This is a genomic window from Aurantiacibacter sediminis, assembly GCF_016019885.1.
Lineage (GTDB): Bacteria > Pseudomonadota > Alphaproteobacteria > Sphingomonadales > Sphingomonadaceae > Alteraurantiacibacter > Alteraurantiacibacter sediminis.
Genome location: NZ_JAEANY010000004.1, coordinates 195981 through 209557, shown reverse-complemented (window position 1 = coordinate 209557; position 13577 = coordinate 195981). Strand labels below are relative to the sequence as shown.

10 protein-coding genes and 1 tRNA gene are annotated in these 13577 nt (G+C 60.6%); 6 read left to right on the top strand and 5 right to left on the bottom strand.

Annotated elements, in window-relative coordinates:
• Positions 1–47: 47 nt before the first annotated feature.
• Positions 48–1634, bottom strand: coding sequence for a trigger factor (tig, locus tag I5L03_RS12465; protein ID WP_197922277.1), 1587 nt, complete (start codon positions 1632–1634; stop codon positions 48–50).
• 64 nt (positions 1635–1698) lie between these two features.
• A tRNA-Leu gene (locus I5L03_RS12460) sits at positions 1699–1783 on the bottom strand.
• 138 nt (positions 1784–1921) lie between these two features.
• Between I5L03_RS12460 and I5L03_RS12455 the strand changes: the two genes are divergently transcribed.
• Positions 1922–2206, top strand: a complete 285-nt coding sequence (locus I5L03_RS12455; protein ID WP_197922275.1) for a DUF3297 family protein — start codon at positions 1922–1924, stop codon at positions 2204–2206.
• A gap of 91 nt (positions 2207–2297) precedes the next feature.
• Here I5L03_RS12455 and nhaA read toward each other — a convergent pair whose 3' ends face one another.
• The gene (nhaA, locus tag I5L03_RS12450) at positions 2298–3518 is read right to left on the bottom strand and encodes a Na+/H+ antiporter NhaA (RefSeq protein ID WP_325100197.1); all 1221 of its coding nucleotides are present in this window, start codon (positions 3516–3518) and stop codon (positions 2298–2300) included.
• 146 nt (positions 3519–3664) lie between these two features.
• Here nhaA and I5L03_RS12445 point away from each other — a divergent pair, with 146 nt between their 5' ends.
• The 5 genes from I5L03_RS12445 to I5L03_RS12425 all read left to right on the top strand — a co-directional run bounded on the left by I5L03_RS12445 (position 3665) and on the right by I5L03_RS12425 (position 9803).
• The gene (locus I5L03_RS12445) at positions 3665–5080 is read left to right on the top strand and encodes a glycosyl transferase family protein (RefSeq protein WP_197922271.1); all 1416 of its coding nucleotides are present in this window, start codon (positions 3665–3667) and stop codon (positions 5078–5080) included.
• Entirely contained in the window at positions 5077–6258 is a 1182-nt protein-coding gene (locus I5L03_RS12440; RefSeq protein WP_197922268.1) for a hypothetical protein, read from the top strand. The genes I5L03_RS12445 and I5L03_RS12440 overlap by 4 nt, the downstream gene beginning before the upstream one ends.
• 54 nt (positions 6259–6312) lie before the next feature.
• Positions 6313–7230 (top strand): sulfite exporter TauE/SafE family protein, encoded by a 918-nt coding sequence (locus I5L03_RS12435; protein WP_197922266.1) that lies wholly within the window; start codon positions 6313–6315, stop codon positions 7228–7230.
• Positions 7227–8000 carry a TIGR02186 family protein gene (locus I5L03_RS12430; RefSeq protein WP_234035243.1) on the top strand — a complete coding sequence of 258 codons (774 nt, stop codon included), beginning with the start codon at positions 7227–7229 and terminating at the stop codon, positions 7998–8000. The genes I5L03_RS12435 and I5L03_RS12430 overlap by 4 nt, the downstream gene beginning before the upstream one ends.
• Before the next feature lie 84 nt (positions 8001–8084).
• Positions 8085–9803, top strand: a complete 1719-nt coding sequence (locus I5L03_RS12425) for an ATP-binding protein (RefSeq protein WP_197922264.1) — start codon at positions 8085–8087, stop codon at positions 9801–9803.
• A 273-nt stretch (positions 9804–10076) separates the two neighbouring features.
• On the opposite strand, the gene I5L03_RS12420 is transcribed toward I5L03_RS12425, so the two are convergent.
• Positions 10077–10811, bottom strand: a complete 735-nt coding sequence (locus I5L03_RS12420) for a 7-carboxy-7-deazaguanine synthase QueE (RefSeq protein WP_197922262.1) — start codon at positions 10809–10811, stop codon at positions 10077–10079.
• Position 10812: 1 nt separating this feature from the next.
• Positions 10813–13512 carry a valine--tRNA ligase gene (locus tag I5L03_RS12415; protein ID WP_197922260.1) on the bottom strand — a complete coding sequence of 900 codons (2700 nt, stop codon included), beginning with the start codon at positions 13510–13512 and terminating at the stop codon, positions 10813–10815.
• Positions 13513–13577: the final 65 nt, after the last annotated feature.

Sequence of the window (13577 nt, the reverse complement as noted above, 5' to 3'; positions counted from 1 at the left end):
CTCCAGCGTGAGGCCGGAGAGGGCTTTTTACGTCGTGCTGAGAGCGATTACTTCTTCTTGGCCGGTGCCTTTTTGGCAGCAGGCTTTTTCGCCGGAGCCTTCTTTGCAGCAGGCTTGGCGTCGTCCTTCTTCGCAGCCGCTTTCTTGGCCGGAGCCTTCTTCGCAGCGGGCTTTTTGTCATCGGCCTTCTTGGCTGCGGCTTTCTTCGGAGCTGCTTTCTTTGCAGTTTCCTTCTTGGCCGGAGCCTTTTTCGCCGATGCCTTCTTCTTGGCGGGTGCCTTCTTCTTGGCCGGAGCAGGCGCTGCTTCTTCGGCTTCGATCGCAGCTTCCAGCTCCTCGCGCGTCACTTCGCGCTCGGTGACTTCAGCCTTGTCGAACAGGAAGTCGACGACCTTGTCTTCATACAGCGGAGCGCGCAGCTGGGCCTGGGCCATCGGCTCGTTGCGGACATATTCCATGAAACGCTCACGATCTTCCGGGCGATACTGCTGGGCAGCCTGCTGGATCAGCATCTGCATTTCCTGCTGGCTGATTTCCACGCCATTGGCCTGGCCGATTTCGGAAAGCAGCAGGCCGAGACGCACGCGGCGCTCTGCAATGCGCTTGTAATCGTCCTTTTCGGCTTCCAATTCCTTCATCGCCGCTTCGGTATCGTCTTCCTTGGCAGCTTCCTGGGTCAGCTGATTCCAGATCTGGTCGAACTCGGCTTCCACCATGGTCGGCGGAACATCGAAATCGTGATCGGCTGCGAGCGTATCGAGCAGCTGGCGCTTCATCTGGGTGCGGGTGAGACCGGCGCTTTCCTGCTCGATCTGGCCTTTCACCAGTTCCTTAAGCTTATCGATGCCATCTAGGCCAAGCTGCTTGGCGAAATCATCGTCGACCTTCGTTTCAGCTTCGGTCTTTACCTGCTGAACAGTGATGTCGAATTCGGCTTCCTTGCCGGCGAGGTGCTCTGCCGGATAATCTTCCGGGAAAGTCACGGTGATGGTTTTCTCATCACCCTTCTTGGCGCCTGTCAGCTGCTCTTCGAAACCTGGAATAAACTGGCCCGAACCGATCACCAGCGGCGCGCCTTCGGCCTTGCCACCTTCGAATTCTTCGCCGTCCACGCGGCCGACGAAATCGATGATCAGCTGGTCGCCTTCAGCAGCCTTCTTGGTCTTCGCAGCGTCCTTGTAGCTCTTCTGGCCTTCAGCAATCTTGCCCAGGGCTTCGTCGAGCTGCTCGTCGCTTACCGGGACATTCAGCTTTTCCAGCTTCAGACCTTCGATCGAAGGCGCCTCGATTTCGGGCAGCACTTCGACTTCGACTTTGACTTCGGCATCCTTGCCCTGCTCATAGCCTTCGGTCATCTCGACCTTGGGCTGCAGAGCCGGGCGCAGCTTCTTGTCCTTGATCAGGCCATCGACCGATTCGCGCACCGTGGTGTTCAGCACATCGGCATGCAGCGCTTCGCCGTGCATCTTGCGCACGAGGTTGGCGGGCACTTTACCCGGACGGAAGCCGGGCATGCGCACCTGCGGAGCAACCTTCTTTACCTCGGCATCGATCTTGTCATCGATATCCTTGGCAGTGATGGTGATGGTGTAGGCGCGCTTGAGGCCTTCATTGGTGGTTTCGACGATCTGCATTGTCAGCCTTTACTCAAACTCTCTTTATCCGGTTCACGCCGTGCCATTTACGGCACGGCGAGACTGGTGCGGGCGAAGGGACTCGAACCCCCACATCTTGCGATACTGGTACCTAAAACCAGCGCGTCTACCAGTTCCGCCACGCCCGCGGCCAAGCGAACCGTGCAGGCAAAGGCCTGCGCACGAAGCGCCGCCCTTAGAAGGCCCTGCGGAAAAGGGCAAGACGGGTTTGCGCCTGATCGGCAATTGGATTGCTTTTTGCGCCAATCGGGTTAGGGGCGAGCGCCATGAGTGACGAACAGCAAACCGACCTTCCGCCCGATCACCTCTCGATCGATCCGCGCAGCAAGCACTTCGATGCCGAAAAGCTGCAGCGCGGCGTAGCCATCCGCTTCAAGGGGCGCGTGCGCACCGACATTGAGGAATACTCGATCCCCGAAAGCTGGGTACGCGTGCAGGCGGGCAAGACGGTCGATCGCAAGGGCCGCCCTTTGACGATCAAGCTGAATGGACCGGTTGAAGCATGGTATGAAGATCTGGGCGAAGACGCGCCGGTCAATAAGAAAGACTAAGACGCACACCAGCTACGCAAGCGATGCGAATCAAAAAGGCAGGCCGAGCATTTGCTCCGCCTGCCTTTTTCGTTGGCCCTTTAGCCTCCGGTCATACTACCGGGCTGTTGGGATCGTCCTTCTGCTCGGGATGGGATGTGGTCAGGCGCAATACCGTATAGCCCATGATGGCGGAAATAAGCGAGCCGGTGAGGACGCCGATCTTGGCTTCATCGCGTAGCAAACGTGCAGCTTCGCCAGAGCCCGGGAAGGCCAATTCGCCGATAAACAGGCTCATGGTGAAGCCGATACCGCACAGGATTGAAACACCCCAGACTTCCGTCCAGTTACAGCCCGGCGGCTTCTCGACGATGCCGATTTTGACTGCCGCCCAGACGGTGGAGAAAATTCCCACTTGCTTGCCGATGACAAGACCAGCAGCGATGGCGAGCGGCAGCGGTTCTATCAGGGCTTCCATGCCCAGTCCGGCCATGTTCACACCGGCGTTCGCAAACCCGAAGATGGGCACCACGAGATAGGCGTTCCACGGCACCAGCGCGTGCTCCATATCCTCCAGCATTGTAGACCCGTCCTTGCACTGGAAGGGGATCATCAGCGCAGCGAGCACGCCGGCAATCGTGGCGTGGACACCTGAATACAGTACCAGATACCAAAGCAGCAGCGTCAGCGCGATGAACGGTAACTTCGAGCTGACGCCGCGGCGGTTGAGGAAGAACATGACCGCGAGCACGACAAGCGCGCCGAGCAAGTATGCGACTTTCAGGTTGGCGGTGTAGAAAATGGCGATGATAGTCACCGCGCCGATATCGTCGACGATGGCGACAGTCAGCAGGAAGAGGCGAAGAGCCGAGGGGACTCGCGTGCCCAGGAGGCCGACGACGCCCATTGCAAATGCGATGTCGGTTGCGGCAGGAATGGCCCAACCATTCGCAAGCTCCGCGTCACCGCCGGCGATGGCAAAATACATGGCGGCAGGTGCTGCCATGCCCGCAATGGCTGCAAGGATGGGCAAGTTGCGCGCCTTGGGATCGGAAAGGTTGCCCGCAATGATTTCGCGCTTCACTTCAAGGCCGACCACGAAGAAGAAGATCACCATCAGGCCATCATTCACCCAAAGGTGAATGGTGTTGAGGTAGAATACATCTTTCGACCAAAGATAGCCGTTGAACAGCTCGAAATAGGCATCGGACACGCCGGAATTCGCAACGACCATCGCGACGATCGCCACGATGATAAGCAGGATCCCTGCAAACGCGTCGGCCTTGAACAGCGCGGAAAAATTTCGAACGGCTTTGGAAATGATCGTCGGCATGGACATGCCCCATTTCGGAATTGGGCGGAGAATGCAAGTATCCAAAGGGCGTACGCCACAAAAAGCTCCGCCCCGGCGCGCTAAGCGTTTGCAATTCCAATTGTTGATTGTAGACCCTGCCAAGACAGGGTTTCCAGGGGGCAAGAATGGACCTGGGGGAATGGTCTGTGCTGGAATGGCTGGCGCTGGCCGAATATGAATTGCTGTTGTTTGCAGGGGTCTTTTTCCTGCTGGGTGCGCTGGACGAGATCGCCATGGATTTCGCCTGGGCCTGGCTTCGCCTGCGCGGCAAGATCCGCACCCACAGTGTGTCGCGCGCCGATTTGCGGCATCGCGAATTGAGCGGCCGGATCGCCGTTTTCATTCCGGCCTGGGATGAAGCGCGCGTGATCGGACATATGCTCGGCCACACTCTCCATGCCTGGAAGCAGCGTGACCTGGTGTTTTACGTCGGCTGCTACCGCAATGATCCCGCCACGCTTCAGGCCGCGATCAAGGCCGCGTCGCGCGATAGCCGCGTGCGGTTGGTGGTGCATGACAAGGATGGCCCATCGACCAAGGCAGATTGCCTCAATCGCCTGTACCGCGCGATGCTGCAGGACGAGGAGCGCCGCAACCAGCCGATCAGAAGCGTGCTGTTGCATGATGCGGAAGATCTGGTGGATCCCGCCGCGCTGGCGCTGATCGACCGGACGCTGGACAATGCCGATTTCGTGCAATTGCCTGTCCTGCCGATACCGCAGCCATCCTCTCGCTGGATCGGCAGCCATTATTGCGAGGAATTTGCCGAGGCGCATGGCAAGGCAATGGCCGTGCGCGATGCGCTTGGCACGGGCCTCCCCGCAGCTGGCGTCGGCTGCGCTTTTTCGCGGAACATCCTCGATCTGATGGCGCGGGATAATGACGACAAATCGCCATTCTCCGATCAATCGCTGACCGAAGATTATGAAATGGGCCTGCGCGTCGCGGAATTCGGCGGTCGCTCCCGCTTCATGCGGGTGCGCGGGGAAGACGGCCAGCTGATTGCAACGCGCAGCTATTTCCCTTCCTCCATCGCACGGGCGGTGCGGCAGAAATCGCGCTGGATCCATGGCATTGCGTTCCAGGGTTGGGACAGGCTCGGCTGGGAAAATTCGCTTGCCGAGAATTGGATGAGACTGCGCGATCGGCGTGGGCCATTCTCGGCGCTCGTATTGTTTGCAGGCTATTCGCTGCTGCTCCTGAGCGGCGGACTTGCTTTGCTCGACCTTGCAGGATTTGGAAACGCGTGGGAGCTGTCACCGCTGCTCTATGGCTTGCTGCTCGCCAATATGTTGGCTTTCGCGTGGCGAATTGTGATGCGATTTTCCTTCACAACGCGCGAATATGGCTTCGCCGAAGGGTTTCGCGCGGTTCTGCGCATCCCTGTTTCCAACATTATCGCGATCATGGCGGGCCGACGTGCGCTGATGGCCTATTCGCGCACCTTGCGCGGCCAATCCCCGCAATGGGAAGTGACAGACCACACCTATCATCCGGCGCAGGCGAGCGGCAGTGACGAGCTGGCGGAGCAGGCTTCATGAGCTCTAACGCCGCCCCTGCATACCGCCCGCGCGGCAAGGCGATATTCGCGTTTGTCGGCTTGCTCGCCGCTTGGGCGAGTGTGCGTGTGATCACCTGGGCTCCGCCATTCGATCCCGCGTCGCTCAACGTGATTGCGGATGCACCATCGCTCGGCATTGTGGCGCCAATGCCTGACGAGCCAGATAGTTCTGAACGCGATGATGACGCGCCCGAGCAATTGCCAGGACGCATTATGCCGCCTCAGCCGCGCTGGGTGCCGCAGCCCGTGCCGGAGCGTATCCCTCCGCCGCACCAACCCCAGCCGCGCGCGCTTCAATCGGTCGGCCATTCGACAGGAGCGATGCGCGGCTTTGCCGGTGCAGGCCGCTTGGTTGGTCACATTCTCCTGTTGCAGGCCGGCTATCGTAACAGCGCAGCCGCGCCAGTCGCTGCGTCAAGCCTTTTTGCCGACAGCTCGCTCACACTTCGCGGTGCTCAGTCGGCGACCGATTCGACGGCAAGCGCGACCATGCGCGGCGGCGGCGATTTGCGGCGCTGGTCGCTCGATGCTTGGGCGCTGTGGCGGGACGATACGACGACACCAATCCTCTCCGGTCGACCGAGCTATGGGCGCGGCCAAGCAGGTGCAGTAATTCGATATCATCTCGCCCCGTCGAGCGGACACAATCCGCAGCTGCACCTGCGCGGTGTCCACGCGCTTGAGGGGCAGCGCGAGCGTGAAGCTGCTTTCGGCGCATCGGCGAGGCCTATCCCTGCCATCCCCGTTCGGCTGGCGGCAGAAGCGCGGGTGAGCGAGACCGATCGCGGCACCGAATTGCGCGGCGCAGCCTATGCTGTGAGCGAGTTCCCGCCTGTGAATCTGCCTGCCGGACTGACCGGAGAGGCCTACATCCAAGGCGGCTATGTGACAGGTGACTTCGCCACTGGCTTTGTCGATGGGCAAGCGCGCATTACCCGCCGCGTGGTTGGCACGGAAGATTTCCGGCTTGAAGCAGGTGCCGGCGCTTGGGGCGGGGTGCAGGAAGGCTCCGGGCGATTGGATATCGGGCCGAGCGCTTCTGTCAGCTTCCGTCTTGGCGACGCACGTGGCCGGGTGTCTGCCGATTACCGACTGAGAGTGGCGGGCGAAGCTGAGCCATCTAGTGGCCCTGCGCTCACACTGTCGGCCGGTTTTTAGCTGCCAGCACGCATTCGTCTTCAAACCTTCGCCGCCTTGGGTTAGTCGCAAAGGATGGACGTCTACCTCCCTATTGCCAATCTGTCGGTCAACGGGCTGTGGATCGTCCTGTTGGGCGCACTGACGGGCATTCTTTCAGGCCTTTTCGGCGTAGGTGGAGGCTTCCTGACCACGCCATTGCTGATCTTTTTCGGCATCCAGCCGACCGTTGCAGCCGCTTCGGCCGCCACACAGGTGACAGGGGCAAGCGTTTCGGGCGTTATCGCCCATGGTCGGAACAAAGGTGTCGATTATCACCTTGGCGGGGTGATCGTTGCGGGTGGCATGCTGGGAGCATTGCTCGGTGCCGGATTGTTCAATCTCCTGCGCGCGATCGGGCAGATAGATACCGTCATCAATATTCTTTACGTCCTGCTGCTCGGCACGATCGGGGCGCTCATGCTTCGCGAAGCGCTGCAATCGCTGGGTTATGTCAGCGTGGGCAGCGGCAAACCGCGCGCGGCCAAGCGTCGCCATCACCCCTTGATCGCAGCCATGCCCTATCGTTGGCGCTTCTATCGATCTGGCCTGTATATTTCGCCGATTGCGCCGCTGTTGCTGGGGATTGTCGTCGGCACGCTTACTATGCTGATGGGTGTGGGCGGCGGCTTCATCATGGTCCCGGCGATGCTTTATATCCTTGGCATGAGTGCAAAAGTCGTGGTCGGCACCAGCCTGTTCAACATCCTTTTTATCACCATGCTGGTGACCATGGTGCACGCGTTCACCACACGCGCAGTCGATATCGTATTGGCAGGGTTGCTCCTGCTCGGCTCTGTGATCGGGGCACAATTCGGCACAAAGATTGCGCAATTGGTGAAGCCCGAATTTCTGCGCCTCATCCTCGCCTCCATCGTCGTCGCGATTGCGCTACGCATGTTGTGGGGCCTCGGTGTCCGACCCGACGAAGTGTATACAGTGGTGCCCTTATGATCCGCGCGCTGCTCGCCCTCCTGCTGACGATGATGCTCGCTTCACCCGCTATGGCGCAGACGCGTGATCCCATCCTGGTGCCCGATATTTCCGAGCATGAGATTGTGCTTCGCCAAGGCTTTACCGGTGCGGACCTGCTGCTTTTCGGAGCCATTCTCGATCCGCGCGGTGGCCGGGCGCAAGGGCAATATGATGTCGTGGTGGTCCTTAAAGGCCCAAGCGAGCAAATCCGACTGCGCGAGAAAGAGCGGTGGCTTGGCCTCATCTGGGTTAACGCGGAAAGCAGCGACTTCCGATCCGTGCCGTCATATTACGCCCTCGCCAGTTCGCGCCCGATCGATGATATCGTCGATGAACGCACAGCGCTGATTTTTGAGCTGGGCCTCGATTATCTCCAGCTTTCGCCATCCGGATCGATTGATCCTAACGAGCAAGCGCGTTTTACCGCCGGCCTCGTCGATCTCCGGCAGCGGCAGGGGCTCTTTGCCGAATATGAGACCGGAGTGCAGGTGTCCGAAGGTGTGCTGTATCGCGCGCGCCTGCCGATCCCGTCCAATGTGATCGCGGGCCGCTATGTCGCGGAAACTTTCGCCATTGCCGATGGCCGGGTGATCACCTCTGCGACATCCGAAGTGCAGGTGTTCAAGGAAGGTTTCGAGCGGCGCGTCGAGGAGGAAGCGAACAATAATGCTCTTCTGTATGGCCTCTTAGCCGTCGGCCTCTCAGTGCTAATGGGCTGGGCGGCAGGACGGCTGTTCGCGCTCGTGTGATAGCCTACACGAAGGCGTAATTGACGCGATTTTAACCTCGCTTACGTAGCGCAGGCTCATATTAACAGCCGTGTGAGCCGCCAAATGAACGACATGCAGTCCAATCAGTTTGCCAACGCAACTCCGGTAGATAGTAGCAATTCCCCGCCCGCAGGCGCCGATAGCCAAGATCAGGCACGCGAAGCGCAAAGCGTGCAATGCGCACGGCAACCGATCGGCGTTGTGCTCGAAATCGCCGGCTCTGGCTCTGCTATCGCGCTCGACCTGCAACGCCTCAATGAATGCATGGCCGATGCCGATCCTTCGATTGCGCTTGCCGGCCAGGTCGGCTCGCAGATCAAGATCAAGACCAATGATGGCTGGCTGCTCGCCAGTGTACGCAACCAGCGCCAGGATCGCCGCGGGGACGGCAATTCCATTGTCGCCAATATCGATTTCCTTGGCGAGGGGATGGAAGAAAAGCTCACCGGCAAGATCCACAGCTTCCGCCGCGGTGTGACGCGCTATCCGATTCCAGGCGCGATGATTTTTCCCGCCACCAGCGAGGATCTTCGCCAGATTTATGCCTCGGACGGCCGCAGCGCGATCCAGATCGGCACGGTCTATCCCACCAGCGACATTCGCGCAGGGATGTATATCGACGCGATGCTTGGCAAGCACTTCGCGCTGCTCGGCTCTACAGGTACGGGTAAATCGACCAGCGCTGCGCTGATCCTTCACCGCATTTGTCAGGCTGCGCCGGAAGGTCACATCCTGATGATCGATCCGCACGGTGAGTACTCCGCGGCGTTCCGCAATACCGGCATGATCTTCGACGTGACGAACCTGCAGATGCCGTATTGGCTGATGAATTTCGAAGAGCATTGCGAGGTGCTCCTCAAATCCAGCGGCAACGATCTGCAAAATGACCGCGATATTCTTGCCAAGTGCCTTCTCGCCGCGCGCCAGAAGAACCGCTTGGCCGAGACAATGGGGAAGATCACCGTCGATTCGCCCATTCCCTATCTGCTCAGTGACCTGACCGGCATGATCCAGGATGAAATGGGCAAGCTCGATAAGGCGACCAACACCGCGCCTTACATGCGTATCAAGACCAAGATCGACGAGCTGAAAGCCGATCCGCGCTATCAGTTCATGTTCTCGGGCATGCTGGTTGGCGACACCATGGCGGATTTCATCGGCAAGATTTTCCGCATGCCTTCAGATGGCAAGCCGATCTCCATCATCGACGTGTCGGGTGTCCCGTCAGACATCACCAGCACCGTGGTGGCCGTGCTGAGCCGACTGACCTTCGACTTCGCCATCTGGAGCCGCAGCGAAAGCACTTCGCCGATCCTGCTGGTCTGCGAAGAAGCGCACCGTTACGTTCCCAATGAGCGCAATGCCGATGGCAACTCGGTCGGCACGATCCTCAGCCGCATCGCCAAGGAAGGTCGTAAGTACGGCATCAGCCTCGGCCTCATCACGCAGCGCCCGTCCGACCTTGCCGAAGGCGTCCTGTCGCAGTGCGGTACCATCATCTCGATGCGCCTCAACAACGACCGCGACCAGGACTTCGTCCGCGCGGCGATGCCCGAAGGCGCGCGCGGCTTCCTCGACTCGATCCCCGCGCTGCGCAATCGCGAATGCATCATTTGCGGCGAGGGTGTCTCAATCCCGATCCGCGTAAGCTTCGACAACCTTGAAGAGAGCAAGCGTCCGGCATCCGAAGACCCGAGCTTCGTCGATCTGTGGAACCAGTCCGGCGGCGAGGAAGACAAGGTCTACCGCACCGTGCAGCGCTGGAGATCTCAAGGCAGCTGATGCTGCCTTGATTGCTTGTCTCATGCGGCCACATCCGTGGCCGCGTCCTCGGTGCGATTCGCTCCGGCGGGCTTCGTCCGCCTGCGCGGCACCTGCGGGCTTCGCGGTTGCTCGCTGTCGCTGACCTTCGGTCAGTGATTCTTGCACATTATGCGATGGGTTGCGCGGAGTACGGGCGACCAGCCCGCAAGGCCGAACGGCCGCCCGCAGCGGGCGCAGCTTGCCTGCGCGTCGAGCGAGGACGCACCGACGGATGTCGGTGCGAAAAACCAATCACGTCCCCCTGGTATCGCCATACAGGTGAATATGCAGCCGGTCTGTCATCCTGAAGCCGTGCCTCAAAGCGAGCGGAGCGAGCCATTTCTCGCGCGCTCTTAGCGTTTCGCTGTCGGTCCCTTCGGGCATCAGGTAGACGCGGCTGCGGTCGAAGTCATGGCGCTTTGCCAGTGCCAGCACCTCATCCACATCGCCCGGCTCGGCGATGACGAATTTGAGGAAGGCGCGCGGTTCGCTCGCCCAGTGATCCAGCATGTCGGGTTTGAGCGCGAGGTCCGCCGGATTGCCGCTATGCGCCAGCTTGGGGCTGACATTGTACTGATCGATGCGCACATCGAGCCGTGCGGGCGGCATCACCGTGCCATTGGTCTCGATCTCCACCGCGGTATCGGGGAGATGCTCCAGCATCTCGGCGAGCTTTCCCGCCTGCATCAACGGCTCACCGCCAGTAATGACAAGCCGATCCTGCCCCATGGACGCCACCCGCTCGGCGGCCTCTCCAGGCGACAGCTTCAGCTGATTGGCCGCCCGGTCAAAGGTCTCGCCAGAGCGATGCGGGCGATTGTCGCCATCGAAATTCCACGTATAGGCCGTGTCGCACCACACACAGGCGAGGTTGCAGCGCGAGAGTCGCATGAACGCAACCGGCTTACCCACACTCGGCCCCTCACCCTGCAGTGAAGCGAAGATCTCAGGTCCGCCGCTATCGTCGGTGGCGAGAACGAGTGTCATATCACCCCAATCGCGCCAGCGCGCCTTCGAGCCGCGCGATCTCCGCCGTGTGATGCGCCAAATCCTCGCGCGCCTTTTCGACGGCTTCCGGCTTCGCTCGTTCGACGAAGTTCGCATTGCCGAGGCGGCCTTCGAGGCTCTTTGCTTCCTTTTGCGAGGCAGCGAGGGCCTTTTCCAGACGCGCGCGTTCGGCGTTGATGTCGATCACGCCTTCCAGCGGGATGATGAAGACGTCCCCACCCGCCGTCACCTGCATCGCGGCACCCGCCGGCGCATCGCCAATGGTGACAGGTGTGAGGCGCGCCAGGCGTTCGATGGCGGCAGAGCTGCGGTCGAGCACGCGCTGAGCTACAGCCGAAGGATTGGCGACGAAGGCGGCCAGCTTCTCGCCCGGCGAGATGCCGAGCTCGTTGCGCGCGCCGCGCGTCGCAGTGGTGAGGGCGATGGTCCAGTCGATCGCGTCGGTTGCCTCTTTCGAGACTTCGGCGCGCGGATCAGGCCATTTGGCAAGGATCAGGTCGTAGTCGCGATCACCTTGGGCGTGCCACAGTTCCTCGGTTACGAAGGGCATGAAAGGGTGTAGCATGACCAAAATCTGGTCGAGCGCCCATCCGGCGACTTCGCGACTTTCCACGGCAGCGGGGCTATCCGCATCGCCTTGCAGCACTGGCTTGATCAGTTCCAGATACCAGTCGCAGAAACGGCTCCAGGTGAACTGGTAGATCGTGTTGGCCGCGGCATCGAAGCGCAGGTCCGCCATGGCGGCATCGAGCGCCCCGACCGTCTGCTGCACTTCGCCGATGATCCACTGGTTGGCGGCGAGGCGTGCTTGCGGGGCCTTGATCGTGCTGCTCGCGCCGATGCCGTTCGACTGGCAGAAACGCGTCGCATTCCACAACTTCGTGGCGAAGTTGCGATAACCTTCGACGCGCTTCTCATCCATCTTGATGTCGCGGCCCTGGCTTTCCATCGCTGCCATGAAAAAGCGCAGCGCGTCCGCGCCGTATTGGTCGATCAGGCCGAGCGGATCGACGACATTACCTTTGGACTTGCTCATCTTCGAGCCATCCGCCGCGCGCACGAGGCCGTGGAGATAGAGCCTGTCCCAAGGGCGTTCGCCCATGTTGAAATAGCCCGCCATGAGCATGCGCGCATCCCAAAAGAACAGGATGTCGAAGCCGCTGATCAGCAGGCTGTTGGGATAGTGCTTTTCGAGCATATCGGTCTGGTCCGGCCAGCCGAGGGTGGCGAAGGGCCAGAGCGCAGAGGAGAACCACGTGTCGAGGACGTCCTCGTCGCGTGTGAGTGAAACGCCTTCGCCAGCTTCGGTCTGCGCCTCTTCCTCGGTCATCGCGACGTAAGCGTTGCCGTCAGCGTCGTACCAAGCCGGAATGCGATGCCCCCACCAAAGCTGGCGCGACACACACCACGGCTGGATGTTTTCCATCCAGTTGAAGAAGGTCTTCTCCCATGTCTTGGGTACGATCTCAACTTCGCCGGACTTCACCGCTTCGACCGGCTTCACGGCCAGAGTTTCGGCATCGACATACCATTGGTCGGTCAGCCAGGGTTCGATCGGCACCCCGCCGCGGTCGCCGAAGGGGGTCGGGATGGTGCGCGGCTCAGCGTCGAGCTCCTGCTCCTCACCCTTCTTGGTCTTGGTGATGTAGGGAACGAGATGTCCCGCTTCCTTCATCATTTCGACTACGCGTTTGCGGGCGTCGAAGCGATCCATGCCGATCAGCTCTTCGGGCACCAGCCCGTCGGCCGTCTGGCACACGCGCGCTTCCGCATCGAGCATGTTGAGCATGTCAGCAGGCGCAATCCCGGCGCGCTTGCCCACGTCGAAATCGTTGAAATCGTGGCCCGGCGTGATCTTCACCGCGCCGCTGCCCAGTTCCGGATCGGCGTGCTCATCCGCCACGATGGGTATCTCGCGCCCGGTAATCGGCAGCTTAACCTTCGCACCGCGTGCGAGCAGGTCTTTATAGCGATCATCGTCCGGATGCACCGCCACGGCCATATCGGCGAGCATGGTTTCGGGGCGCGTGGTGGACACGCGGATGTCGCCCGATCCATCGGCGAGCGGATAGATGAAAGTCCAGAAATGGCCCGCGACATTCTCGGTCTCGACTTCGAGATCGGAGATGGCGGTTTTCAGCTTCGGGTCCCAGTTCACCAGCCGCTTGTCGCGGTAGATCAGGCCCTTTTCGTGCAGGTCGACGAAGACTTTGAGCACGGCCTTGGTGAAATGATCGTCCATGGTGAACTGCTCGCGGCTCCAGTCCATCGAGCAGCCGAGGCGGCGCAGCTGTTTGGTGATCTGGCCGCCGCTTGTCGCTTTCCATTCCCACACCTTGTTGATGAAATCTTCGCGAGAATAATTGGTGCGCTTGTCCTGCCGCTCTTCGAGCTGGCGCTCGACCACCATTTGCGTGGCGATCCCGGCGTGGTCCATGCCCACCACCCACAGCGCATCCTTGCCGCGCAGCCGCTCATACCGCACGACGATATCCTGCAGCGTATTGTCGAGCGCGTGGCCGATGTGGAGCGAGCCGGTGACGTTGGGCGGCGGGTTGACCAGCGTGAAGGCTTCTGCATCGGGACGTTCGGGCCGGAAAGCGCCGCTTTCCTCCCAATGGGAATACCATTTCGCCTCAATCGCGGCGGGATCGAAAGTTTTGTCGAGTTCGCGGGTCATAATGATTGGCCACTGCCAGCCTCTTTCAACGAGGGCAACATGGTAAAGTGTTGCGGGCGCATACG